This is a genomic window from Exiguobacterium sp. s121, assembly GCF_018617245.1.
Classification (GTDB): Bacteria; Bacillota; Bacilli; order Exiguobacteriales; family Exiguobacteriaceae; genus Exiguobacterium; species Exiguobacterium profundum.
On sequence record NZ_JACSJV010000001.1, the window covers coordinates 1,242,354 to 1,267,874 of the forward strand.

General features: G+C 47.7%; 29 protein-coding genes. 14 read left to right on the plus strand and 15 right to left on the minus strand.

Annotated features, from left to right (window positions below; translation table 11 throughout):
• Position 1 precedes the first annotated feature (1 nt).
• Positions 2–2,407, plus strand: coding sequence for a DNA topoisomerase IV subunit A (parC, locus tag KOG47_RS06375; RefSeq protein WP_214690891.1), 2,406 nt, complete (start codon positions 2–4; stop codon positions 2,405–2,407).
• A 32-nt stretch (positions 2,408–2,439) separates the two neighbouring features.
• On the opposite strand, the gene KOG47_RS06380 is transcribed toward parC, so the two are convergent.
• Complete coding sequence (locus KOG47_RS06380; protein WP_215243924.1) at positions 2,440–2,952, minus strand: DinB family protein; 513 nt, start codon at positions 2,950–2,952, stop codon at positions 2,440–2,442.
• 124 nt (positions 2,953–3,076) lie between these two features.
• Between KOG47_RS06380 and KOG47_RS06385 the strand changes: the two genes are divergently transcribed.
• The 3 genes from KOG47_RS06385 to KOG47_RS06395 are packed head-to-tail and all read left to right on the plus strand — an operon-like array spanning position 3,077 to position 4,887.
• Positions 3,077–3,694, plus strand: coding sequence for an NUDIX hydrolase (locus KOG47_RS06385; RefSeq protein ID WP_215243925.1), 618 nt, complete (start codon positions 3,077–3,079; stop codon positions 3,692–3,694).
• Positions 3,695–3,705: 11 nt separating this feature from the next.
• Complete coding sequence (locus KOG47_RS06390; RefSeq protein WP_012726326.1) at positions 3,706–4,419, plus strand: MBL fold metallo-hydrolase; 714 nt, start codon at positions 3,706–3,708, stop codon at positions 4,417–4,419.
• Positions 4,420–4,434: 15 nt separating this feature from the next.
• Positions 4,435–4,887 (plus strand): GNAT family N-acetyltransferase, encoded by a 453-nt coding sequence (locus KOG47_RS06395; RefSeq protein ID WP_012726325.1) that lies wholly within the window; start codon positions 4,435–4,437, stop codon positions 4,885–4,887.
• A gap of 125 nt (positions 4,888–5,012) precedes the next feature.
• Here the strand turns inward: KOG47_RS06395 and KOG47_RS06400 are convergent, their stop codons facing one another.
• A complete protein-coding gene (locus KOG47_RS06400) occupies positions 5,013–5,552 on the minus strand; it encodes a GNAT family N-acetyltransferase (protein WP_159562319.1) in 540 nt (179 codons plus the stop codon).
• Positions 5,553–5,816: 264 nt separating this feature from the next.
• On the opposite strand from KOG47_RS06400, the gene KOG47_RS06405 reads away from it, so the two are divergent.
• The 5 genes from KOG47_RS06405 (at position 5,817) to KOG47_RS06425 (ending at position 10,397) form a co-directional block, all read left to right on the plus strand.
• Positions 5,817–6,665: a transporter substrate-binding domain-containing protein gene (locus KOG47_RS06405; RefSeq protein WP_215243926.1), complete on the plus strand. Its 849-nt coding sequence runs from the start codon at positions 5,817–5,819 to the stop codon at positions 6,663–6,665.
• Positions 6,666–6,672: 7 nt separating this feature from the next.
• A complete protein-coding gene (locus KOG47_RS06410) occupies positions 6,673–7,371 on the plus strand; it encodes an amino acid ABC transporter permease (protein ID WP_074037007.1) in 699 nt (232 codons plus the stop codon).
• 113 nt (positions 7,372–7,484) lie between these two features.
• On the plus strand, positions 7,485–8,393 hold the full coding sequence (locus tag KOG47_RS06415) for an AAA family ATPase (protein WP_215243927.1): 909 nt from the start codon (positions 7,485–7,487) through the stop codon (positions 8,391–8,393).
• A 1-nt stretch (position 8,394) separates the two neighbouring features.
• Positions 8,395–9,423 carry a DUF58 domain-containing protein gene (locus tag KOG47_RS06420; protein WP_012726320.1) on the plus strand — a complete coding sequence of 343 codons (1,029 nt, stop codon included), beginning with the start codon at positions 8,395–8,397 and terminating at the stop codon, positions 9,421–9,423.
• Entirely contained in the window at positions 9,420–10,397 is a 978-nt protein-coding gene (locus KOG47_RS06425) for a hypothetical protein (protein ID WP_214690897.1), read from the plus strand. Before KOG47_RS06420 ends, KOG47_RS06425 begins: the two co-directional genes overlap by 4 nt.
• A 43-nt stretch (positions 10,398–10,440) precedes the next feature.
• Here KOG47_RS06425 and cls read toward each other — a convergent pair whose 3' ends face one another.
• Complete coding sequence (gene cls / locus KOG47_RS06430; protein WP_214690898.1) at positions 10,441–11,907, minus strand: cardiolipin synthase; 1,467 nt, start codon at positions 11,905–11,907, stop codon at positions 10,441–10,443.
• Between the two features lie 110 nt (positions 11,908–12,017).
• Here cls and KOG47_RS06435 point away from each other — a divergent pair, with 110 nt between their 5' ends.
• Positions 12,018–13,238, plus strand: a complete 1,221-nt coding sequence (locus tag KOG47_RS06435; protein WP_214690899.1) for a cation:proton antiporter — start codon at positions 12,018–12,020, stop codon at positions 13,236–13,238.
• Positions 13,239–13,284: 46 nt separating this feature from the next.
• Here KOG47_RS06435 and KOG47_RS06440 read toward each other — a convergent pair whose 3' ends face one another.
• Complete coding sequence (locus KOG47_RS06440) at positions 13,285–14,073, minus strand: LysM peptidoglycan-binding and 3D domain-containing protein (RefSeq protein WP_159562314.1); 789 nt, start codon at positions 14,071–14,073, stop codon at positions 13,285–13,287.
• Between the two features lie 208 nt (positions 14,074–14,281).
• On the opposite strand from KOG47_RS06440, the gene KOG47_RS06445 reads away from it, so the two are divergent.
• Positions 14,282–14,542 carry a DUF1294 domain-containing protein gene (locus KOG47_RS06445; RefSeq protein ID WP_159562313.1) on the plus strand — a complete coding sequence of 87 codons (261 nt, stop codon included), beginning with the start codon at positions 14,282–14,284 and terminating at the stop codon, positions 14,540–14,542.
• A gap of 152 nt (positions 14,543–14,694) precedes the next feature.
• Entirely contained in the window at positions 14,695–15,489 is a 795-nt protein-coding gene (locus tag KOG47_RS06450; protein WP_215243928.1) for a helix-turn-helix transcriptional regulator, read from the plus strand.
• A gap of 14 nt (positions 15,490–15,503) precedes the next feature.
• Here the strand turns inward: KOG47_RS06450 and KOG47_RS06455 are convergent, their stop codons facing one another.
• Positions 15,504–16,262 (minus strand): glucose 1-dehydrogenase, encoded by a 759-nt coding sequence (locus tag KOG47_RS06455; RefSeq protein ID WP_215243929.1) that lies wholly within the window; start codon positions 16,260–16,262, stop codon positions 15,504–15,506.
• Between the two features lie 185 nt (positions 16,263–16,447).
• Between KOG47_RS06455 and KOG47_RS06460 the strand changes: the two genes are divergently transcribed.
• A complete protein-coding gene (locus tag KOG47_RS06460; protein WP_215243930.1) occupies positions 16,448–17,284 on the plus strand; it encodes an alpha/beta fold hydrolase in 837 nt (278 codons plus the stop codon).
• A gap of 36 nt (positions 17,285–17,320) precedes the next feature.
• On the opposite strand, the gene KOG47_RS06465 is transcribed toward KOG47_RS06460, so the two are convergent.
• From KOG47_RS06465 to bglA, 7 genes are all read right to left on the minus strand, one after another.
• Positions 17,321–18,274, minus strand: a complete 954-nt coding sequence (locus tag KOG47_RS06465; protein WP_196430725.1) for an alpha/beta hydrolase — start codon at positions 18,272–18,274, stop codon at positions 17,321–17,323.
• Positions 18,267–18,821: a helix-turn-helix domain-containing protein gene (locus tag KOG47_RS06470; protein ID WP_196430724.1), complete on the minus strand. Its 555-nt coding sequence runs from the start codon at positions 18,819–18,821 to the stop codon at positions 18,267–18,269. Before KOG47_RS06470 ends, KOG47_RS06465 begins: the two co-directional genes overlap by 8 nt.
• Positions 18,822–18,941: 120 nt before the next feature.
• Positions 18,942–19,205 carry an excalibur calcium-binding domain-containing protein gene (locus KOG47_RS06475; RefSeq protein ID WP_196430723.1) on the minus strand — a complete coding sequence of 88 codons (264 nt, stop codon included), beginning with the start codon at positions 19,203–19,205 and terminating at the stop codon, positions 18,942–18,944.
• A 114-nt stretch (positions 19,206–19,319) separates the two neighbouring features.
• Positions 19,320–20,144 carry an SDR family oxidoreductase gene (locus KOG47_RS06480; RefSeq protein ID WP_215243931.1) on the minus strand — a complete coding sequence of 275 codons (825 nt, stop codon included), beginning with the start codon at positions 20,142–20,144 and terminating at the stop codon, positions 19,320–19,322.
• Positions 20,145–20,231: 87 nt separating this feature from the next.
• On the minus strand, positions 20,232–20,555 hold the full coding sequence (locus KOG47_RS06485; protein WP_074037016.1) for an ArsR/SmtB family transcription factor: 324 nt from the start codon (positions 20,553–20,555) through the stop codon (positions 20,232–20,234).
• Positions 20,556–20,624: 69 nt separating this feature from the next.
• Positions 20,625–21,434 carry an MBL fold metallo-hydrolase gene (locus KOG47_RS06490; protein ID WP_230872810.1) on the minus strand — a complete coding sequence of 270 codons (810 nt, stop codon included), beginning with the start codon at positions 21,432–21,434 and terminating at the stop codon, positions 20,625–20,627.
• Between the two features lie 90 nt (positions 21,435–21,524).
• Positions 21,525–22,961 carry a 6-phospho-beta-glucosidase BglA gene (bglA, locus tag KOG47_RS06495; protein WP_215243932.1) on the minus strand — a complete coding sequence of 479 codons (1,437 nt, stop codon included), beginning with the start codon at positions 22,959–22,961 and terminating at the stop codon, positions 21,525–21,527.
• Positions 22,962–23,097: 136 nt separating this feature from the next.
• On the opposite strand from bglA, the gene KOG47_RS06500 reads away from it, so the two are divergent.
• A complete protein-coding gene (locus tag KOG47_RS06500) occupies positions 23,098–23,808 on the plus strand; it encodes a GntR family transcriptional regulator (RefSeq protein WP_215243933.1) in 711 nt (236 codons plus the stop codon).
• 10 nt (positions 23,809–23,818) lie between these two features.
• Here KOG47_RS06500 and KOG47_RS06505 read toward each other — a convergent pair whose 3' ends face one another.
• The 3 genes from KOG47_RS06505 to KOG47_RS06515 all read right to left on the minus strand — a co-directional run bounded on the left by KOG47_RS06505 (position 23,819) and on the right by KOG47_RS06515 (position 25,451).
• Positions 23,819–24,109, minus strand: a complete 291-nt coding sequence (locus KOG47_RS06505) for an NUDIX hydrolase (RefSeq protein WP_215243934.1) — start codon at positions 24,107–24,109, stop codon at positions 23,819–23,821.
• A complete protein-coding gene (locus KOG47_RS06510) occupies positions 24,106–24,618 on the minus strand; it encodes a hypothetical protein (protein ID WP_215243935.1) in 513 nt (170 codons plus the stop codon). The genes KOG47_RS06505 and KOG47_RS06510 overlap by 4 nt, the downstream gene beginning before the upstream one ends.
• Positions 24,619–24,818: 200 nt before the next feature.
• On the minus strand, positions 24,819–25,451 hold the full coding sequence (locus KOG47_RS06515; protein ID WP_215243936.1) for a hypothetical protein: 633 nt from the start codon (positions 25,449–25,451) through the stop codon (positions 24,819–24,821).
• Positions 25,452–25,521: the final 70 nt, after the last annotated feature.

The window sequence follows — 25,521 nt, forward strand, 5'->3', positions numbered from 1 at the left end:
AATGTCGACGATTCAACACATTTTAAACCTATCTCTCGAACAGGTCGTTGGAGACCGGTTCGGGCGTTACTCAAAATATATCATCCAAGACCGCGCCTTACCGGACGCACGTGACGGACTCAAGCCTGTACAGCGCCGGATTCTATATGCGATGCACCACGAGGGGAATACGAACGATAAGCCGTATCGGAAGTCTGCGAAGACGGTCGGGAACGTCATCGGGAACTATCACCCGCACGGTGACTCGTCCGTCTATGAGGCGATGGTACGTCTCTCGCAAGATTGGAAACTCCGGTATCCGCTCATCGACATGCATGGGAACAACGGATCGATGGATGGTGACCCGGCGGCGGCCATGCGTTACACGGAAGCCCGTCTCTCGAAGATTGCGGGTGTCATGTTGACGTCAATTGCGAAGAATACGGTCGATTACACGCCGAACTTTGACGATTCAACGGAAGAACCGCTCGTCTTGCCGTCGCTCCTCCCGAACCTGCTCATGAACGGAACGACAGGGATTTCAGCCGGTTATGCGACGGAGATCCCACCGCATAATTTGACAGAAGTCCTCAACCTTGCCATCGCACGTTTGAATGGCCAGGTCGATATCGCTAAAGATGCGCTCGAGTATGTCACAGGTCCTGACTTCCCGACCGGGGGGACGGTCATGGGTAAAGACGGTATCCTAAAGGCGTTCGAGACCGGTAAAGGGAAGGTCATCATCCGGGCGAAGTCCGAGATTGAGCAATTAAAAGGTGGCCGTGAACAGATCACGATCACAGAACTTCCGTATGAAGTGAATAAGGCGAACCTCGTCAAAAAAATGGAAGAGCTCCGCCTCGATAAAAAGGTCGAAGGCGTCGCAGAAGTCCGTGACGAAACAGATCGGACGGGACTTCGGGTCGTCATCGAATTGAAGAAAGAGGCCGACGCAGAAGGTGTGCTTCACTTCTTTTTGAAGCATACGGACTTGCAACTCGCCTATAACTATAATATGGTCTCGATCGTGAACCGGACGCCGAAGCAGATGGGAATCATCCCAATCATCGATGCCTATTTGAAGCATGTCGAAGAGGTCGTGACGCGCAGGACGACGTTCGAACTCGAGCAGGCGAAGAAACGTGCTGAAATCGTCGATGCCTTAGAACAAGCCATCTCGGTCCTCGATGAGACACTCGAATTGATCCGTTCCGCCAAAGACAAGGCGGACGCGAAGAAGAAACTGATGGAGCGGTTCTCATTCACGGAACGACAAGCCGAAGCCGTCGTCATGCTCCAATTGTATCGACTCACGAATACGGACATCGTCGAGTTGCAAAAAGAAGCAAAGGCGCTCCAAAAAGAGATTGCCCGCCTCTCAAACATCCTCGACGTGGACGCGACAAAACGGAAGTTGATCGTGAAAGAACTTACGGCATTGCGTGACGAGTTCGGAGATGACCGTCGTTCGGTCATCGAGTCGGAAGTTGAGGAATTAAAACTGAAGACGGAAGTTATGATTGCTGTCGAAGAGACGATGGTATTCGTCAGCCGTGACGGGTACGTCAAACGTGCCTCGATGCGTTCGTATGGAGCGTCGAGTGACGTTTTACCGGAGATGAAAGAAAAGGATCGTCCACTCCTTACGACTCAAGCCATGACGACGGACCACTTGCTCGTCTGGACGAACAAGGGCAGCTACCTCCTCATCCCGATCCATCAGATTCCAGAATCGAAGTGGAAGGATGCCGGACAACACGTGGCCAACCTCGTTCCGATTGAAGGGGAACAGGTTATCTCGGCAGACGTCGTCTCGACGTTTGATACGGACGCCCATTGCCTCTTCGTGACGAAAGACGGGATGGTCAAACGTACACCGTTACGCGACTACGACGCGCAGCGGAAATCGAAACCACTCATGGCCTTGAAGCTGAAAGGTGACGACGAGGTCGTCTTCGCCGGGATCAGTGACGGTCCAGGGCAGTTGTTCCTTGTTTCAGAGCGTGGATACGGGCTCTGGTTCAAAGAGGATGATGTCCCTGTCGTCGGACAGCGGGCAGCCGGTGTGAAGGCGATGAACCTGAAAGACGGTGACCTCGTCGCCGATGCCTTCTCCTTCTTCACGCCACCATTATTCGTTCTCGTGACGCAACGGGGAGCGGTCAAGAAGATGAAGCTCGAGGACCAGTTCGACTGTACGAACCGCAACCTTCGGGGGACGATGCTCATTCGTGAGGTCAAATCAAAACCGCACCAAATCCGTCGTGTGCTTCCGGTACATGGGGATGAGACGCTTCATATCGTCGGAAAAGAAAAAGCAAAACAAGTAAAGACAAAAACCCTTACGCTACTCGATCGCTATGCCAACGGCTCGTTCGTCTTTGACGAAGACTCGTTCGGTGAAATCGAGGACGTGTATCTCGATTAATCAAAAGACCTGTGATTTGGCTGATTCGCCGTTCACAGGTCTTTTTGTCGTAGCCATGTCTCTAGATCGTGTTGTTGTCGTCGATGGTGCAGCGTGTGCATCTCGATGAGGTTGAACCATTCTCTCGCATTCAGCCAGCCGAACCCACCGTGAAGCGTCTTTCGATTGTCATCTGCATCGTTCAAACGGGATTCCAACGTATCCATCTTTGAGATTAAGATGGTCATGCGTTCTCGCAATCGATCTTTCGAGTCAGTATTTTTCGGTGGTTGATTCATCTCAGGTGGGAGCTCGATTTTTATCGGTGGAAAGTCTCCCCGTTCGAACAACTTTTCTCCAAAAGACGTCTTCTCTTCACCGAGTTCACCCTCACCACGTAGGCAGCGGTCGGCCTCTTCTAAATACTCCTCTGCGACCAAAATGAGATGGTCAAACATTTGTCCAATGGACCAGATGCTCGGGGCATGCTTGTATCGCAAGTCGGACATGGTATAACGTGCGAGATCTTTTCTGAATCTGATTAATTCATAGCGTATCCTCAACATCTCACCTCCATTTTCTTTTAGTATACGTGATTGAAAACTGATGTCAGAGAATGTGAGTTATGAAAAGGAAGAATGCATCAATTTGCCGAAAAAGACATGTAGGACAAAAGATAGGGGGATCTATATGTCTCAATGGCTGACGTGGGCGAAACGGATTCAGGCGCTGTCTCAGGCCGGTCTGACGTTCACGCGTGATCAATATGACCGAGAACGGTACGAAGAGTTACAAGAAATCGTAAGAGAGATGTATGAACGGCACTCGGACTTATCGAACGAGGCTATCTTACAACTCGTTCATGTGGACGGTTATCCGACTCCGAAACTTGATGTGCGAGGCGTCATCTTCAAAGATGACCGAATCCTGCTCGTGAAGGAGCGGTCAGATGGGTTGTGGACCTTACCCGGCGGTTTCTGTGAAGTGAATCGCTCTCCTGCCTCGAATATCATCAAAGAAGTAGAGGAAGAGGCTGGCCTGGATGTGATTCCAGTACGGTTGCTCGCCTTGTTCGATATGCATGAACATCCACACCCACCTCTCTCGGAGCATTATTACAAACTTTTCATCGAGTGTGCACTGATTGGTGACGGGGAGGGGAGCGCCGGCGTGGAGACGAGTGACGTCGGTTTCTTTGAACGAGACGATTTACCTGATCTCTCCCTTGCCCGCAATACGATCGAACAGATTCATATGTGCTTTGACGCACATTGGCAAGAAGAAGACTGGACCACTTTATTCGACTAGGAGGCTCAATGATGCAAGTAAGACGATATGGACATATCCATCAACTGACCTTTTACGCTCCCGTACTGCCAATCAACGTTCAACTGTTTGAGCATGAGCTCGGACTCGTCTTGATCGACACGGCGCTGGAGCGGAACGCGACTGATATCCTGTCATATATCGCCGAACTCGACAAGCCACTCCTCGCGATATTGTTAACGCATGCTCATGGGGATCATATCGGTGGGGTAGACGCGATCAAAGCAGAACATCCGCTCGCTGAACTCTTCATCTCCCGACGTGATGCCCGCCTCTTATCGGGAGATCGGTCGCTAGAGGAAGAAGAGCAGAACAAGATTCGTGGTTCTTTGCCGACGATTCGTTCTACACCGGATGCGGTACTAGATATTGGTGAGCGGTTATTCGGTTTACGTGTCCTCGATGCAGCGGGTCATACACCAGGGTCGATTGCGTACTATGACGAGGTAAATCGGGTATTATTTGCAGGTGACGCTTTTCAAACTCAGGGAGGGGCAGCGGTGGCGGGAGATGTTCGGCCGTTATTCCCATTACCAGGACTCGCGACATGGAATCGGTCCGTAGCCGTCGAGAGCGCGGAGCGCCTAGTGGACTTGTCACCACTCCTTACCTTCGTAGGGCATGGTCCGCCACTCAAAGGGACACACCGGCTCTATTTGGCGTTGAAACGGGCGAAACGGAAGCAGGCGAGAAAGTTTATCCGTTAACGGGAGGGTTGCACCATGCAGCTGAAAGAAGTTGCCATTCATCAATTTGAGCAAGCCCAACAGATGCTCGAGATTCAACGTAACGCTTATGCGGTCGAAGCGGAACTGCTCGGGTTTGACGAAATCCCAGCGCGCTATGAGACGATTGATGTCATTCAAAACTTACCAGGCACGAGTTATGGCTTATATATCGAGGAGCGGTTGATTGGGTTTGTCACGGTGGAAGCATCTGAGAAAACTGTTGAAATCACGAAACTATGTATCGACCCGACATACTTTCGGGCGAGACTGGCGACGACGTTACTCGAACACATATTGAGCATTCACAAAGGAAAGTTGATTTACGTGCATACGGGCAAGCATAACGGACCGGCGAAGCGTCTGTATACGAAACTTGGATTTGAACCGAGTGCCGAATTCGAACCAGAACATGGCGTCACATTGATCCGGTATACGCATACGTCTTAAATTCAAATCTCATCTCACTATCATAAGTATACTAAGATAATGAGATGAGATATTATTTTTACTGATAATATATGTTATGTAAACTAGTAAAAAATAGAGCAAAAAATTGCTCTGACTGAAGTTCCCTATTCCTTAAAAATCTTGTACCAGTACAAGGTCAATTCAATTTGTGGATTTGCATATTGTTTTGTTGAATCGACGCCACCAAGTTGAAATCCCTGTCTTTCATAGAAACGACAAGCAATGAGATTATCGTTCTGAGCTTCAAGCGACAAACCAATCATCCGTTTCTCTTTTGCCCACTGTTCGGCTGTTTCGATCAACATTTGTCCAATCCCACGTTTACGATATGTTTGACGGATCGCGATATTTTCAATGTATGCAAAGCGACTCCAATCCTTCACGAGTCGGATTTGTCCGACACATTCATCAGCGTCCATCGCTAAAAAGACGATTCGATTGTCATGTTCGATATACTGCGTCCAATCAATCCGGTCTTCTGGAAATGAGGTTTCTTTCGTCACGACATCTAGCTCTTCAACATAAGACCATTGACCGTTTATGTAACTGGGAACTATCCGTCCGATGATTGGAAAAGGATCATTTGCATCATTCACAATGTGAACATGCGCCTCATCTAGGGCTCTGATTCGAATCATACTCATCCGCTCCGCCTCCTCTATTGCGTATTAGTTCTTCATTCATCTCATTTTACTTTCCAGAATGTAATATAAGGCTCATTGATTCTGTCTCAATTTAATTTTACTTCTGTATCATTGTTGTGAATTTAGCATTCATCGGAATGATAACGCTTTATGAATAAACGTTTCAAATTTTAAATTCACCTGTTTAAACTATGTTTCACAGTTGCTAGACCGCTGAAGTCATGCTATTTTTAGACAGATGAACCATCTTAAGGAGGAATTCTTGTGAAACGAACGACTAAAGGTTTGGCAGCAACTTTATTTTTAGCAATCCCTCTTGCCGCTTGTGGTGATGATAGCACGAATCAAGCAGATACGACACGCTGGGAAGAGATTCAAGAAGAAGGCACATTGACGGTCGGAACTGCCGGCACCCTCTACCCCGCTTCTTTCCGTGAAGAAGAGAGCGATACGTTGACAGGTTTCGATGTCGAACTCATGAAAGAAGTCGCCAAACGCCTTGATCTCGAAATCGAGTTCAAAGAAATGGCATTTGACAACATGTTAACGAGTGTTCAGAACGGTCAAATCGACATCGCTGCAAATGATATCTCGGTAACAGAAGACCGTCAAGAGAAGTTCGCCTTCTCAAAACCGTATAAATACACTTACGGGACTGCTATCGTTCGCAAGAGCGACCTCTCTGGAATTGAATCACTCGAGGATTTGAAAGGCAAGAAAGCCGCTGGTGAGGCGACGACTGTCTTCATGGATGTGGCTCGAAAGTATGGAGCAGAAGAAGTCATCTATGACAACGCCACGAACGACCAGTACTTGCGCGACGTTTCAACGGGACGGACCGATGTCATCTTGAACGACTATTATCTTCAAACGTTGGCACTTGCATTCTTCCCTGAGTTCGATATCACGATTCATCCGGATATCGCCTATAACCCGCAAGAAGTAGCATTTTTGATGGATAAAGAAAATGACGAGCTCCAGGAGAACATCGACCGTGTACTAGATGAAATGCTTGAAGATGGTACAGTCAAAGAACTATCTGAGCAATTCTATAATGGTGCCGATGTTTCGGTAGAACCTGACGTAGACGCAACAATCGTCGAAACGAAGTAATGTTGGCATGTCGTTCTCAGATGTCAAATGGGACGCCATCTTTGACGTAGACCTGGCGATCCAATCGTTTCCTTACCTGTTGGGCGGGTTACCGAATACGCTTTGGATCTCGTTCATCAGCATGTTTTTTGGTCTCCTGCTTGGTCTTTTGCTGGCGCTCGGGAAGTTGTCTCCGACACGACTCCTTCGCTATCCGTCGACTTTCTATATCTCGTTCATGCGTGGAGTCCCCATCTTGATCATTCTGTTCATCCTCTATTCGGGATTCCCGTTCATCGGAATCGAGTTCGCCGCTTTGACGGCAGCCATTCTCGGATTTAGTCTGAATTCTGCCGCCTATATCGCTGAGATCATCCGCTCCTCGATTCGCGCGGTCGATGACGGACAGGTTGAGGCGGCTCGTTCACTCGGGATGGGGAAATGGTTGACATTGAAGGGGGTCGTCTTACCGCAGGCGACACGGATCGCCCTTCCGCCGCTCTCGAACGTTTTTCTCGATCTGATTAAAGCGAGTTCGCTCGCTGCGATGATCACGGTACCTGAGATATTTAATAAGGCCAAGATCGTCGGTGGACGAGAGTTCGACTACATGACAGTGTATATCGTCGTGGCGTTGATCTACTGGGCAATCTGTACGTTCATGTCCTTTTTCCAAGAATGGCTCGAACGTCATTTTGAACGATACTTGGATTCTCCAAAACGTTGACTGACTGGCTTATGCCGGTCGGTCTTTTTTAGTGAAATGGATTTTTGATACATCTCCTGAACCGATTATGCTATGATTTTCTTAATTATCAGAAAAATATAGGGGGATTTTGAATGAACCATCCATGGGTTTCACATTTGAATAATCAAGTCATTGGTCAATCGAAAGCCATCAAGCTCGCTTCGATTGCATTACTATCAGGAGGTCACGTTTTACTCGAGGACCGTCCCGGTACGGGGAAGACTACACTTGCCCGTAGTTTGGCAAGTTCGATATCAGCGACATTTCAGCGTGTACAGTGTACCCCGGATACATTGCCAAGTGATATTTTAGGAATGGAGTTATTCAATCCGACGACCGGAGCGTTCGAACGTCGGACGGGTCCGATTTTCACATCGATTCTACTTGTCGATGAGATTAACCGGACGACGCCACGTACACAATCTGCGTTGCTTGAGGCGATGCAGGAACGTCAAGTGACACTCGGGGAAGTGTCGCTCAAGCTACCGGAACCATTCTTTATGATTGCCACTCAAAACCCATTCGATGGACAAGGGACGTTTCCGCTCCCGCAGGCTCAATTGGACCGTTTCTTATTCAAATTGACACTTGCTCCCCTCTCGCGAGATTCCGAACGACGACTGATTCGCAATGAGCACCTCGCTTCAGAATCTTTCTCTCTGCAACAGGACGAATTGTTGAAGATGCAACAAGAGGTACGAGATGTCCGATTCCACGAGGCGATGGAGGATTACTTACTGGATTTGATGGAGTCACTTCGTCATCATCGTGACATCGAGGTTGGACCAAGTCCACGTGCGACGCTCGCGTATACGATGGCGGCTCGGGCTCATGCCTATATGGAAGGACGCGACTATGTCTCACCAGAAGATATTCGGGCACTCGCGCTTCCGATTTTAGGGCATCGAATCGTCTTGACGGTCGAAGCGTCGCTGAAGACGAAGCCGTCAAAGTTGATCAAATCTGTACTCGAGACCATCCCGGTCCCCTCAGAGGTGTAAGATGCAGTTAGTCAGCCCACGCTATCTCGAGTCCGGCTATATGTGGCTCCTGTTCGTCGTCGGGGTCTTTACGGCACTTTATGGGAACGTCTTGATTGCCAGTCTATTGATTGGATTCAGTCTCTATGCACTGGTCATGCCATCTTTTATGTTTCGATTGGCAGAACAAATCCATGTCGACCTCACTGAGGAGATGAAACTCTTTCCGAACGACGAGGCCGTCTATGTCTTGAAACTTGTGTCGACGGCAAAAGTCCCGCTTGGCGTTGTCCGCCTATCCGGCTATTTGCATCCCACCGTGGAATCAGAAGGACATGCGTTTTGGCGGCAGGAGAACTTTGTCGAGACGAATGCGACTGTCGACTTCACAATCCCGCTCCATGCGAAGAAGCGAGGTCCTATCCGCCTAGAGGCTATCGGGATGGAAATTCGGGATCCGTTACGCATGTTCTCGCTCTATAAAGAGGACTCACTCCCACGCATCGGCTATGTCTTCCCAGAGTTTTCGCCCTATCCGATTCCGAAACGTCCCCCTACTCTCCCAGGTGAGGAGATGGTTCGTCATAGTGCCTATCGTGACCCGGAGACGTTCCAATCGGTCACTCCATATCATGGGCAACCGATGCGACAGCTATATTGGTCTGCCTATGCGAAGACGGGCGAACTGCTGGCCCGTACCGAGCAACCGGTACAAGCAAATGAATATGTCATCGTCCTCGACTTGTTGACGAAGGATGGGCGTGCCCTCACCTATCAGATGGAGCGCCTCATCTCGCAAGCTGCCGCATTATGCCGTGATTTCGAGAAAGAAAATGCGAGTTACGGTCTGATTGTCCCGACGCTTACGAAGGATGGAATCACGTATGACCTTCAACCGGGAAGTGGTGAGGTACATTTTCGGAAGATTATGACGACGTTCGCTTGTCTGTCCGAGAGTGATTTTCCGCTTGCTCGCTCCTTGTTTGAACGAAAGGTCGCCAAATACAGTGGGAATCAGTCGATTCTCCGCTTGGGGGGTGACGGTCAATGAGATGGTTATGGTGGGTCTTCGCAGCATTTTACATTGGGCACGTGTTTCCATTGCTCTTCTTATTGACACTTCGTCTCCCTCGGAATACACAACTGATTGTACAGACGTTCCTGAGCGTCGGTGCCCTTTATTTCTCTTATGAGATGAGCATCATGCTTTTGATATTCACATACGTTCATGCATTCATTCGGACGTTGGATTGGACGGACCGTTACGCGATGGCGAGCGTATTGTTTTTAGTGGCGGACTGGTTATTCCCCCCGGCATCGCAATCGCTCGCGATGGTGCTCTTTCCGTTCATCTTTTTGATTTGGCAACGAAACCTGTATTACCGTCGCGACTACAAGCGGATGGTGACGATGTTGACCGTAGGCCTAGGCATCGGTCTGATTGTCTCTCTCATCATTCGTACGATTAAAGAGCTATTGTTTGGTAATGTCGTCGCCTGGATCACTCCATTCTTTTTGTGGATCGGGAGCTGGTTTGATGGAATCGTACTCGACCCGAATGATCGCGTAAACCGCTTCCTCGTACCGGATAATCCGAACCTAGATGCGGAGACAGTGGCGCAAGAGACATTGCTCGCGTCCGCATCGAATAACTCGCTGTTCTATATCGGAGTGTTTGTAATGATCTTGCTTCTTGGGGTAGGATTGTTCTTCTATCTGCAGAAGCGAAAAGACATCCAGGAAGATGGAATGATTCCTAGGAGTATTCACCACCCGACACTCTCAGATAAGCGGATTGTCCGCTCGCCTCGCCAGATTCGCCTTCTTGAGACGGGACGAAAGTTAGAACAGCATCACCCACGTCATCGAGAGGAGACGGTGGCTGATTGGTTGCAGCGAATCGAGTTCACGGACCACAGGCTTTATGCAGATTGGTTAGAGGCCGCAGAGTATGGGGACAAGGAAGCGCCACAAGCAATCAGTGATTCATTCGAACGACTCGTTGAACAAGTGAATAAACGCTAAAAAACATCCGGCAGAGGAGTTCCTTCTGACCGGATGTTTTTCATTATAAAATTGGACTGAGAAGGCGGGACACGCTCTCTTTGAAGCGAATCCAACGTGTCCTCGATTCATATCGTTCGATGGTTAGCCGCTCAGCGCGTGCCTCGTCTCGCTCGAACGCATCGATGACGGACTGAGCGACGTCTTTGTCGAAGACGAGCGCTGAAATTTCAAAGTTGAGGCGGAAACTTCGGGCGTCGATGTTCGTCGTCCCAATTGATGCGACTTCTCCGTCGATGACGAGCGTTTTCGCATGAAGGAAACCTTCCTCATACGTGAACACTTCTGCTCCGTAACGTACGAGCTCCGCAGCGTTCGCATAGGTCGCCCAGTAGACAAACATATGGTCGGGCTTGTTCGGGATCATCAGTTTGATCTTAGTACCCGCCATCAGGGCGATTCGACAGGCATCAAGGAAACTTGCATCCGGGATGAAGTAGGGAGTCTGGATATAGATACATTCTTTCGACTGGGTGATCATTTTGACGAGCATATTCTTTAAATGCTCCGTCGACGAGTTTGGACCCGATGTCACGATTTGAACCGGGGACGCATGACGAGCAATCCCTTCGATTGGCCAAACAAAGTCGTCTTTCTGTGCCTTCGTTCGTGTCGGGACAGAGCGATTCCAATCCAGGATGAAACGTTCGAGCAATTCCTTAACGGCGTCGCCTGAAATTCGTAAGTGAACATCTCGCCAATAACCGAAATGCTCATCCTTTCCGAGATACTCATCCCCGACGTTGAAGCCGCCGATATAACCAAGTTCTCCGTCAACGACGCAGAGTTTTCGGTGATTTCGATTGTTGACGCGGAAGTTGATGCCGAGTTTGGACGGAAAGAACGATTTGACTTCCCCACCGTGGGCCAGCAGGTCCTTAAAGTGTTTGTGCCTCAGTCCCCTCGAGCCTACCGCATCGTAGAGGAGTCGGACACGTAATCCTTGTTTTGCCTTTTCGGTCAATAAGCGAATTAACGATTGACCCAGCGCATCGTTTTGGATGATGTAATATTGAATGTTCACTTCTTTCGTCGCCTGTTCGATATCTCGAAACAGTTGATCAAACTTCTCTTTTCCGTCGTGAAGGACGTCGATATCGTTCTGGAAAGACATCATCGCATTCGTCGATACGAGATTCAATCGTGCGAGTCGTCGGTGCTTCAATAGAAGTGGATGATTGAACGGTGCCATGGATTGGTCCAATTGGTCAAGTTGCTCCGCCACATGATGATGATACGCTTCACGTTTCTCTTCTTCGACTTCATAAAAGTTTTGAGATTTGATCAATCGACCGAAGAAGATGTAGACGAAGAATCCGATGAGAGGCAAGAAGAAGAGGACGAGTAACCACGCCCAAGTCGTTCCAATGTCACGCCTTTCAAAAAAGATAATGGTGATTGCAAACGTGAGGTTAAGCAATAAGATGAGCCAAGTCATGATGACGATAATGAGTCCGATAGTCACTTCCATGGTATCCCTCCCTTTCTTTCAATTCTTACCCGAAATCAAACAATCTTAGCAAATGTTTTTCCTGATTTGGGTATACATTAATGAAGAAGTGAAGAAACGGGGGGAAGCTTATGGAAGACATGATGATTGGGTTCAGCTTACTTGTCCTCATCGGTGCACTTTCGCAGTTACTCGCTTGGCGATTTGACTTTCCAGCCATCTTGATTATGACGGTTGCAGGGATTCTAGTCGGACCGATTTTCGGTTGGTTGGAGCCGGATCGGATACTCGGTGAGCTTTATAGCCCACTCATCTCCATCGCGGTGGCGCTCATCCTGTTTGAAGGAAGCCTCAGTCTCGAATTCAGGGAGATTGACGATTTGCGGAGATCAATCTTTCGTCTCGTCACGGTCGGGGTATTCGTTTCTTTTATCTTGACCTCGATTTTGCTCATCATGGTTGGAGATTTTCATTGGTTGCCAGCATTTACGCTCGGTGCCATCTTTGTCGTGACCGGACCGACCGTCATCATTCCGTTACTTCGACAAGCTAACTTGTCCGCACGCCCAGCTAAAGTCTTGAAATGGGAAGGGATCATCGTCGATCCTCTTGGCGCCTTGATTGGACTCTTTGTCGTTCGAGTGGGATTCATCTTCTATCAAAACGACGGTCTTGCGAGCCACTTGCCATTTTTTTGGTCCTGTATCGTCGCGATCGCCTTTGGGATTGCCGTTGGACATCTATTAATTCGTTTGTTCGGGAATGAGAAAGTCCCTGAATATTTAAGAACAACCCTCACGTTCTCTGGGGTCCTCCTCGTATATTCAATCAGTGAATGGGTCATGAGCGAGGTCGGGCTATTGGCTGTAACGGCAATGGGATTGACGATGGCAAATTCAAAGCATGGACATATGCATATTCTGAAACAGCTTCGTGAGTTTAAAGAGAACATTTCGATTTTACTGGTTTCGACAGTCTTCATCATTCTGACGGCAAGTTTGACACGTGATAGTTTACTCGCCATTTTCGACTGGCCTCTCCTCTTGTCGATTCTCGGAATCTTATTTTTTGTCCGACCGATCTCGGTGCAGACGTCGCTCCTCGGTTCTCCGCTATCCGCTCAAGAGCGGGCACTCATCAGCTGGATTGCCCCTCGAGGTATTGTTGCGATGACGGTGACCGGTTTCTTTGCACAAGAGATTGCCGAACTGGGAATTGAAGATGCGGAACGGATGTTGCCAATCACACTCGGTTTAGTCGTAACGTCTGTCGCCCTACATGGATTGACGATTAAACCACTCGCGAAGCGACTCGGACTGACGAAAGTGAAGAATCCTTGGGAGAAGGTATAGACAAAAAAAGACACCGCCCGATGGCAGTGTCTTTGATCAGCTTGAATTAGTTCAAGACTTTGATTGTGATTGATTGGCGACCGAAAGCAAGTGCTTGCTCTTGTGTCGGCATCAAGATATCGATTTTGTTTCCTTTGATGGCACCACCAGTGTCTCCTGCGATGGCTTCTCCGTATCCTTCAACCCATACTTTAGAGCCGAGCGGAATGACAGAAGGGTCAACCGCGATGACTTTTTGGTTCGGGTTCGAACGAACGTCGATTCCTGTCGCTGTGATACCAGAACATCCTGCACAATATGGTGTATAAGCTGTCGCTTCAACTGTCATTGTCTGACCTGAAGCCGGAGCTTGGGTTTGCGTTGTAGACGATGCAGTTTTTGTTACAGGTGCTGATGTCGATGTCTTCGGTGCTGTTGTCTTCGCATCGTTCGCTACAGATGCAGCGGCTGCACCTTTCACGGCGAACTCTTGTCCAGGGAAAATAAGATCTGAATCAAGACCGTTCCAAGTCATCAATTGATTGACAGAGATCCCGTGGTTCAATGCGATACGATAAAGTGTATCACCTGATTTAACTGTATACGTTTTAGATGCAGTAGAAGCTTGTGATTTTGCTTCTGCCTTTCCAAGTTTCAAGACTTGGTTCGGATAAATCATATTTGAGTTTAAGCCGTTCGCTTGTTTGATGTCGTTTACAGAGACGTTGTTGTTCACGGCGATACGATAGAGTGTATCTCCAGACTGAACTGTGTGTGTTGATGCTGCCGAAGCTGGAGCAGCGACTCCTAAACTAAGGCCAGCGAGTGCCGTTAGTGTCAATAGTGGTTTTTTCATAAGAATATTCCTCCCTTTTCTAACGCCCCCTTACTGTAACACCTGTATATTTCACAGCGATTACAGGACGATATGAGAGTGTTATCAGTTCATTTACAGAACAATTCACGAGGATGAGAGGTTTCTGAAAATTGTTTCAATCTATTGAAACGGCTTCACAGAGCCAATTTAAGATATACTAGAGAGAGAAAAAAGGAGGTTTTGGTCTTTGGAACTATTACTGCTATATTACATTGTGACTAATCTACTAGCGTTTGTGTCATATTTTGTCGATAAACGACGGTCTCGTGTCGGAGCTTGGCGTATTTCTGAGCGGACATTGTTGACGATGGCATGGATCGGTGGAGCGTTCGGTGCCTATTTGGCGATGCGCGTCTTTCGTCATAAGACGCTAAAACCGAAATTCCGAATCGGAGTGCCTGTTGCAATTCTCGTGCATGCTGCGTTTACCGGTTGGCTGATTTTTTAAACTCTTATATAGAAGAAACTCGATTGTATCTTTTAATGAACGATGATTAAAAATGTCAGATTCGTCCCAGTTCATGCTCATTTCAAAGTGTTTCTCCGTGAACAATCGAAATGAAATGTCGGGAAATTTCCGAAACGAGGAGGATGGCTCTTTTGAAGAGTATCGAGATGATTCGTCACGGATCATTGACATTAAAGGTGACTGATCACTTCACTGTTCTTTTTTGCAAGTCTGGGACGTCCGTGATTCGAGTGAACGGAGAAAGCATCACCCTTCATCCAAGAGAGGCCGTTCTCTTGGCAAGAGGACAAAGTGTCATGGTTGAGAAAATCGAGGAAGCATCACCGATGAGGTTGCTCGAGTTTGATCCGACTGCTTTGTTCCATCCCGAGTTGGCGAAGCGATATGTGACGCCATTTCTAAATACTGAAAAGTCCATACATATGATAAAACCGGAACGAGGTCATCAATCTATTATTCAGACGATTGAACGGGCCGTTCAACATTTATCTGCGGACGGTCCACTCGCATTGATGGATGCGACACTTCAATGTACAGTCATCTGGCGCTACTGGATTCAGCAAGAGACTGAAACGATGAAGAATGAGAACAAACGGGAAAGTCTTCGTCATATGCTTGCTTATGTCGACGCTCACATAGAGGACAGACCGACATTAGCCCAAATCGCTCATGCGGGCAGTGTGAGTCGAAGTGAGTGCTCTCGTTTGTTTGTATTCTTTGGAGACACATCTCCTATTGCGTATGTAAAGATGAAGCGAATGGAGCGGGCCGCCACTTTATTAGAAGATTTGACGGAAGGTATCGCAGACATCGCCAATCGCCTGAGCTACTCAAGTGTCAGTCACTTCGTACAGGCATTCAAAGCACATCATGCAATCACCCCGCTCGCCTATCGAAAACAATACCAAAAGAAAAGAGCCGAATAACCGGCTCTTTTCTTTTATCTTGCGGTCCACCCACCATCGGCTTTCAAAACATCTCCATTCACGAAGCTCGAATCATCCGATGCTAAAAAGAGGGCGACGTTCGCTATTTGCTCTGGTTCTCCCATCGGGGCTTCCCCCGCCCCTTGAATGGCGCGCATCCCAAGTTCGCTCGGTGCTGTGATGGTTGACCCAATATTCGTATTGACGCCACCCGGTGCGATGGCGTTTGCTCGAATCTTACCGAGCGTGCCATGTGTCGCCGCGATGTTCTTCGTCAATCCGATTAACGCATGTTTTGAGGCCACATACGCTGCACCACCTCGTGTACCGAATAATCCTCCGACCGATGCATTGTTGATGATGACGCCACCCCGGTTCTGCTTCTCCATCACTTGGATGGCGGCACGTGAAAGTTTCATCGGTCCGGTCAAATTGACGCCAAGGACACGGTCCCATAATTCATCCGTCACTTCTCCCACCGTCATGAAGTTGTCCATGATTCCCGCGTTATTGACGAGAATGTCGACCGAGCCGAACGTGTCTTTCGCCGCATCGACGAGTTTGTCAATATCCGTTTGATTCGTCACGTTACCAGCAATGCCAAGAACTTCCCCACCCGCTGCTTTGATTTCATCAACTACCTCCTGCACAGCATCTTCATTCAAGTCGAAGGCGACGACTCGTGCGCCTTCTTCCGCAAACAGTTTGGCGATGGCTCGCCCCATGCCTGAACCTGCGCCAGTGACAATTGCCGTTTTTCCTGAAAGCTTCATTCCTCATTCCTCCTTTGAAAGGTCAGAACGTATATGATGTGTGATGACAGTAATCTGCCTGTCACTATGTTATACCCACATTTGGTTGCGAGCCTCCTGAGAAACATGGCGATTTTTCTTCAATTGACTCCCAGCAATCTTTATACTTGAATGGAAAGCACTCCATTATATAAAGGAGAGATGACGTGAGACAATTCCATGCAACCGTCCATGGTCGAGGTGAACCTGTACTTTTCCTTCCCGGTGGAGGATTCACTGGGTCACAAGGCCAATTATTTGCCGAAGCATTACATAACGATTTCGAAGTTCACCTGTTAGATCTACCTGGATTTGGTGAAAGTGAGGGACTACATACATTCGCCACGTCCAAAGTACTCGCGGACTGGGTCGAGACGTATCGAATCTCACGACACCTTGAATCGGTTCGACTAATCGGTCATTCGATGGGAGGTGCCATCGCCCTGGCTTATGCAGTCCATTATCCAGACCAAGTCAGGCATTTGATACTTCTCGACCAAGGACATAAACCGAACGCTATGCTACTATATCGGGAATATGGCATCTTCGGATTCGCCTTACCGCTTTTACGTCTACTGTATCACCATTCACCACGACGCCTCTTGAACTGGATTGAAACGAAAGTCAATAAGAGTGACCCCACGTTTTCTGAAGAGCGGTTCCAACTGTTCTGTCGACGAATCGGGGTCGAGCCGACGTTATCGATTCGTTCTGCTGTCGAGCAATCGGCCCGTCTTTCGACCGGTGGCTTACACTTGTTGTTTGGTTATGATGGATTGGATTTTAAGGACTTGTTACGACGCGTCCAAGTCCCGACGCACCTGTATTATGCGGATTTCACGGGAATTGATTTGAAGGAGGCGAAGCGAACGCTCCATCATGTCAAACGAGCGGAACGACTGCTTCATCCTTCTGTACAATTGATTGCCGTACCAGGTGGACACTTCGTTCAATGGAGCCGTCATTTCTCGATGGAAAACGTTGAGCGGTTCTTACATACATAAAACAAGACAGCGGAGAGGTTTCCGCTGTCTTGTTCGTCAAGATGCCCAGTCGTGGCGCTTTAGCCATTCGTGAAGTTGATGCTGTAGCTCAGGGTGGAGCGGTTCACTGAGTTGTGAACGATATTGTTTTTTCACGTCCAAAATACTCATCTCACCATCGAAATGTTTCAACATATGGTCCATGTCCTTAATCTTTTGTACCTCGATATGCTCCGCGTGAAGTGCAGCGAGCTCATCTAGATGCTCGACGTCCGTTTGAACGTCCCGGTCTCCTGTCAGTGCGAGCGTCGGAATGTTCAATTGAACCAATCGTTCTCGAAGTGACACGTCTGTGTGTGCAAGATGCTCCCGTAACCATTTGGCAGGGAACTTCATCAGCTGGATCCGCATCGTATCCTGATCCGTTGCTGTGACGCGCTCGAACAGTTTTTGTTGTTTCCCGACGACCGACTTCTCATTCAAGCTAAAGCGAAGCAGTTTACCCTTGATCCCTTTCGTACGTCCCACTTCTTCGAGCAAAGCATATGCCTGTTCCTGCATGCTCGTCTTCAAGGCGACACCGGCACCAGACAACAGGATGAGACCAGAAACGGATTCACGTTCTGCTGCGAGTGTCGCGACGATACATCCTTCGCTATGGCCGAGCAATAAAACGTCTTGTGAGACATGGTCATGAGATTTCAGATAACGGACGACCGCCGACACGTCATCAACGAGTCCTGTCAGACCGACGCTATGTCGATTGCCACCACTCTTGCCAATCCCCCGTTTGTCATAGCGTAATGTGATGAATCCTTGTATCGTCAGCCATTCTGCTAAGTCTTTATACAAGTTTGACTTGAAGCCGGTACCGTTTCCGTCACGGTCCAATCCTCCCGTCCCTCCGATGAGGACGATGGCTGGAAAGGACGACCGTTCCTGATCGGGTGTCGTTATGGTGGCAGCAATGGTTGTTTCCCCTTGAATCAACACATTTTCTTGTTTATACATCATCCATCTCCTCCTTTTCTTCTACCGGCATGAACGCGTAGGAGAATTTCCGCAACGTACGTTCTTCAGATGGTTCATGCTCGAGCACTCCCTCTAAGAGATCGTAGAGACCTCTTAGGAATCGATCACTCTCGTCATCAGACAGATAAAGTGGGATACTCCGAAAGCCGACCTTGTCTCCTTGAAGGTCGATTTTGTCCCGCTTTAAATAGTCTCCGAAATCCATGAGCAGTGACATCGCGAACGTGTAACATATTTTATATAGTTGTTCACGATCTTCCTCTTCGACGACTTGATTGACAGCGGTCAATGGATTGTTTTGAATCGCGTACACTTTTTCATACACCCCACGTACTTTGTTCTCACTTGCGACAGATAAAATCTCGTCTTGTACCATCTTGTTGATATGGCGATAGAGGCTCGCTTGGGGCACATCGGGAAGCAACTTTGCCAACTCTCCGGTCGTCACTTGCTCGTTCATGAGAACGTGCTGAAAAATTTTCATGCGAATCGGGTTTAACAGACTTTTTAAAACGTCTTGATTCATCATCTTCACCTCATTATTATCATATTTGATAATATTATTACTTATGATAATATCATGTGTCCGAATATGTGTCTACGTCCATATAAAAAGCCGCCCTCATTGGCGGCTATATACATGTTCTTATCTCTCACAGGCGATTCCATCTTTGTCGCGATCACGTGCTTTGTTTGCGTCATATAGTGCTTTACTTACATATGGCGTGTAATGTGTCTTACCACCTTTATTTTTCGTCGTCTTTGACTTGGCTACACCACCTTTATACGTTTTGTTTAACTCTGTACAGTTTTTAAATGTCTTGACCGCTGCATCTACTGATTTTGTCGGTGTTGAAGACAATCCGATGACTAGAATGAATGTTGAAAGTGCTAGCATGACTTTTTTCATGAAATCCCTCCTCTTAGATGGTATATCGGGTAATTTTGTGTGAGTTGAATCATTCTCAAAACGACATAAAAAATCCTTCTCATTTTCTATAGAAAACAAAAAGGATATGATTCATTATTTCTTTTCAACGACACCTCGAACAATCGCGAAGAATACCCGGTTCGGAAGATAACGCTTGAGGGCAATCAAAAGGCCCGCTTGTTTACCTGCTGGATAACGGAGTCGTTTCTTCCGTTCGGTCGCGGCTCGCCAAATCGTCTCAGCGACAACGTCTGGACCTTCGGCGTTCGCACCAGCGGCATTCGTGTTATGGAGCGCAACCTCTGTGTAGTCATCATATACATCGAGCGGTTGGTCACGGACGAGTTCTTGGGAACGACCGTAAAAGTCTGTCTTAATCGGTCCCGGCTCAATCAATTTCATGTCGATATTGAAAGGTGCCAACTCGAACTGGAGCGATTCGATGAATCCTTCAATCGCCCATTTTGAACTGTGATACAAGCTGTAAATTGGGAATGTGATCTGTCCACCGACGGAGGAGACGGTCACGATCCGTCCGCTTCGCTGTTTACGGAAGTATGGCAGTGCTGTCCGGATCACATTCATGACCCCGAATACGTTCGTATCAAATTGCCGTTGAATCTGTTCAGGAGAGGCTTCCTCGAAAATCCCTACCGCTCCATACCCAGCATTGTTCAACAACACATCCATCGTTCCGTGATCCGAGACGATTTGTTTAAATGCCTCTCGGATACTCGTCTTGTTCGTCACATCTAGTTGATAGAGAGACACCCCTTTTAGGTGAGACAGTTCTTGATGATCTTCAGGTCTTCGCATCGTAGCGGCGACATGCCAGCCTCGCTTGCTGAACAGTTCGACCGTCGCTCGGCCAATTCCGCTCGATGCTCCTGTGATGACAATCGTTTGTTTTTGGTTCATATTCATTCCCCTTTAATGTTTATATGTTTAAACTTTTAAACTCATCGGTGAAAAAGAAGCCTTTCTCCCTGTTTCCAAAAAGAAAGGTCAAAGGATGCATTCGTCTTCAATCGCTCGTGTCAGTGCCTTCAGCAGTCCGACCGCGTTCTCGAGCGTCAGGAAGTAAAAGTTCTCTGTCCCGACTTTCTCTGATGAGACGATGCCCGCTTGTCGAAGTAGTTTGAGATGATGCGAGATGGCCGGTCGAGACAACTCAATCTTCTCATCAATCTGATTGACGTTTAAGCGTTCATGTTTGGCGATCTCGACGATGATGCGTTGACGATTGACGTCGGCTAATACTTGGAACAATGGAATCGCATCTTCAAATAAAGATAACGAGACTTCGGGTGTGGCATCTGGTTGTTTCATATTCATCACTCCGTTTAAAAGTTTAAACGTTTAATTCTGTACTAAGAATACTAGGTGATCCGCCTTCTGTCAACGAAGTTGTTCGTACACTTCACGTAGAATGCTTGCAATCATGTGTCTCGAGTCATAATCCCGCTTGGAGATTTTGACGAGCGGCGATGGTTCGGGGAAGAGCTGGGCATTGATGTCGTCAATGTTGTAGCCCGCTGCAGTTTTTGTTATCACGTTATCAGTCAAACGTTCTAGATAATCGAGCTTTTTGGTCAGTTGCTCCCTTCCCTGTTCGAGATGCCCGGCGTGTTGGCAATAAACTTCCTCGAAATTAAGACTCAGAACACGTTTGAGAGAACGAATCTGTTCAGGTACCGACTCCTCCGGAATCATCACCTTCGGATAAGGATGGACGAACAAATCACCCGAGAACAGCCGACCGTTCTCCTCGTCGTATAAGACGACGTGATTCGGTTCATGACCAGGTGTATGGATTACCTGATAAGTATGATGTTCTGATGTGATCTGATTGTCATAATAGGCAATCGGCTGAAACGGTTCGGGGTCTCCTGAAAAGCGTGCCCGATAATCTGGGATGTCTAGCCCCGTCCGGCACATGTCCCTGGCGGATTCTCGTATGTAAATTGGGACACCGTATGTCCGTTCAAGCCAGGCTGCCGTTCCGATATGGTCTTCATGGGGGTGCGTGATGCTGACAAGATCGATTGGAACCGACTCATAAAACGGTTGAAGTTCGGGTAGCATCGTGCGTGTTCCCGTATCGATGAGCATCCCGTCGATATAATACACATACATCGACATCTCGAATGGACCGTTCTTTACGTTGGCACAAACAGCCGTCACCGGTCCATAGTTCTTTATTTGCATCATGCGTCCCTCCAATTTTTCACTTTTCTTCATTATATCGAAAAAGAGCAAAGACCTGCAGTCATTTCACAGTTCTTTGCTCACCCTTATTTAGAGATTCTCTCCATTCGTCGCAATGACCTGTTTGTACCAGTCGAACGAGTCTTTCTTCATCCGCTCCATCGATCCGTTCCCTTCATTGTCACGGTCGACGTAAATCATCCCGTATCGCTTCTTCATTTCTCCCGTCGTGAACGAGACGATGTCGATGATGCCCCAAGGTGTGTAACCAATCAAGTCGACCCCGTCATAAATGACGGCTTGCTTCAATTGTTCGATATGGGCCTTCAAGTAATCGATTCGGGCTTTGTCATGAATCTTTCCGTCGACAATCTCATCGACGGCACCGAATCCATTCTCGACGATGAAGAGCGGAATTTGGTACCGGTCATAGAGTCGGTTGAGCACATAACGGAGTCCGACCGGGTCAATCGCCCATCCCCAGTCACTCGACTGGATATACGGGTTCTCGACCCCATTCGGCAGACCACCGTTGACGATATCGCCACTGTTGTCCGCGACGACGTCACTCTTCACGGTCGTCGACATATAGTAACTGAAACCGAGATAATCGACCTTTCCGTTCTGTAGGATTTCTTCGTCCCCTTCAAGGATTGGGATGTTATACCCTTCCCGCTCGAACTCGTTCAAGGCGTAGCTCGGATAGAAGCCTCGTACTTGTACGTCCGGGAAGAAATAGCGTTGCCGCATCATCTCTTCGGCGAGCATGACGTCATCTGGGTTTGATGAATACGGATAAATCGGTACGTGAGAGACCATCGCTCCAATCTCGAAGTCAGGATTGATGGCTTTCCCTTTGGCAACGGCGAGAGCGCTCGCAATCAGTTCATGGTGCCCAGTCAGATACATGACTTCGCGGGCGTTCTCCCCTTCTTCTAAGAGGACTCCCGAATTCGTCCATAAGAAGAGTGGATTGTTGACGTCCATCTTGTTGTTGATTTCGTTGAACGTCATCCAGTATTTGACCTTGTCTTTGTAACGGTCAAAGCAGACCTCAGCGAAGCGGACGAAATGCTCGACGACTTCACGATTTCGGAATCCCCCGTATTCACGGGCAAGATGGAGCGGCATCTCAAAATGCGACAGTGTGATGATCGGTTCGATGTCGTGTTTGAGTAGCTCATCGAACAAGTCATCATAAAATTGGAGACCCGCCTCGTTCGGTTCTGCATCATCACCATTCGGGAAGATGCGGCTCCATCCGATAGAAGTACGTAAACATTTCAATCCCATCTCAGCAAAGAGGGCCACATCTTCTTTATAACGATGGTAAAAGTCAATCGCCTCATGGTTCGGATAGAATTCATTCGGTTCGACCTTGTCTGTGATCCGGCGAGCGACGCCGTGTGCACCTGCCGTCAAGACATCGACGACACTCGGTCCCTTGCCATCAGCGTCCCAACCACCCTCGAATTGATGAGCGGCAAGCGCGCCTCCCCATAGAAAATCGTTCGGTAATGTCTTCATTGTAAGTCCTCCTTCACATGAATCGTACACGTCAAGTATAATTGTACCGGTACAATTATACAAGGTCGGTACATTGAATTACTTTTGTTTTTTTCATGATATAATAGAACCAGTGACGAAAAAGTGAGGAATGACCATGCTAAAATATCAACAAATCGCGAATGAAATCGAACAATACATCCACGAACAAAACTTAAAACAAGGCGATAAGCTCCCTGTCCTTGAGCAGATGATGAATCAATATGCAGTGAGCAAGAGCACTATCACGAAAGCTTTAGAGCTGCTCGAACGAAAAGGGGTCATCTTTCAACTGCGGGGAAGCGGCATTTTCGTCAGACGACATAATCGACCTGGCTATATGAGCCTCTTCTCGACCCAAGGGTTCAAGAGCAATCTCGGAGACCGTGTCTTGACATCTGATGTGATTGATGTGTCTGTCGTGAAGCCAGACTCGACGGTTGCAGAGAATCTCGGGATTGACGTGTCGGACGATGTATATCGGGTCGAACGGGTAAGGTATGTGGACGGGGAAGTGCTCTGTCATGAGGAATCCTATTATGTGAAAGCCATCGTCCCTTATTTGAATCGCGAGATTGTGGCGGACTCGATTTTCGATTACGTGCAATCGGCGCTCGGCGTCACGATTGGGTTTTCTGACATGTATCTACAGGTCGATCGATTGACGGAAGTGGAAGCAGGCCACCTTGGATTGCAAGAGAATGATCCGACACTTCGCATCGAGACGATCTTCCATCTCACGAATGGGAAACCATTTGACTATTCCCGCATCACCTATCATTACACACATTCACAGTTCGTCATTCAGGCGAACGGGCCCTATATGTAAAGACAACCCCTCATGCGCGCATGAGGGGTTGTTTGTCGCAAGACGAATATCGCTTCACGACCGGGAGATTGACTTGTTCGAAGCAATCGTCAATGAACCAACGTTGATGTTGATGTAATAGTGGTAGGTCTCCTCTTAAGAAAAATCGATGTTCGTGACTTTCGTCTGTCAATTGAGCGATCTCTCCTGAGAATGAATTGGTGGAAAAGATGACTTGAACACTATAGACGCGATCACCGTTTTCATAAGTGGCATAGCCCTTATCACCAGAATAGATTCCGACTCTGTGTTTAGAGTTCAAAAAATCTTGATCTCCCCATTCACATGATTAATAAAAGAGTACGTGTCGTCAGCATCATGTGCGAGTATGAAATTTCCTAGTATATTTGGATGAAATTCAGTAGTGAACGTCTCAAGCGTCTGCTCGTATGTCGGATATGAAAGGGACTGCCACACGCTCTTCGCCTTCGGAATCTGAAGCTGAGGCAATAATTCGTCTTCAATCAATCCCTTCCAGTCTGGGTTATGCAATATAAAGCGAAACACGTTTTCAAATGGAGCAAACGTCCCACCTAAACCAAACTCCAATTTGATGGGAAACGCACCTCTAACCACATGTTCAAAAAATGTCTCCATCTGGACAATACCAGTTGTCGCGACACGTTTCACTTGGTTTCCTTGAAGCGTCAATCCGTCTTCGTAATAGCTCAGAATCCAATCCCTCTCTCCTCTTAAGACGATGACCTCATTTGAAGAAAGCGACAATTCTGACTCTAACATTTCACGATTCTTGATGGTTTTGGTCGTCACATGCTCTTCTTCCTGACTTTTAAAAGAGAAGCGACGTTTTCTCGAATCTTTTACAGTCCGCTTACGCTCTATAAGTAATGGAAACTGTTCATTCTCCAAATGGCGAAAGATCAAGTAGGTTGCTTCTCTGTCCCTCAATGCATGACTCGGTATGACCACTAATTCTAGTGGATTATGATGATTGGATAAGTCTTTTGACATCATGTTGCTTTTCGTCTCTTGAGGAACCAATATCCGAATGGCAATATCGTTAACACAGTAAAGCCAATCAATCGGTTGGTATTCGATGTTGGCTTATTTGACTCTATCTCATCCGAATGGATTGATGATGAGTCGCCTGCTCCACCTATCATTCCTTCTTCGGCATCCCCTTCAATACTTTCATTCTCTTCAACCAATAATTCTTGAAACGCCTCAGTTGAAATTTCATCTCCGCTAATCATCTGTTTTGTATTAGATGTCAACGCCGTCAACATGTCCCCTTCGTAATCAAACCACGTCGACGCTTCTGAGTATTTCACGAGATTGCCTTTTACGTCCGTCAACGCTTTCGGGGTTTCTTTGTCTGAACCGAACGTTGAGAACGCATATGTACCCGCTGATTGTTCATATGTTCCGATCACGTTGACCGGTTCATCATCTTGAAAAACGGTCGCCACAAATTCTTTTGTTGGGACGAACGTACATGTTTCTCCCGTTTTGTAACAAGAGGAAGACGGTACGTATGTCTCGAGTAGTGGTCCGAACGTGATGTTCTCACTGTCTGTCATATGATAATTAGCCGGATCATCTCCCTGAATATGATCCATCACAATGTCAAAAAAAATATGCATCTGCAAAACGTTCCGCCGAGGATTCAGTCATCTCGGCTGATACGGTTGTCGTGCTTGCAAGTAGTCCGAC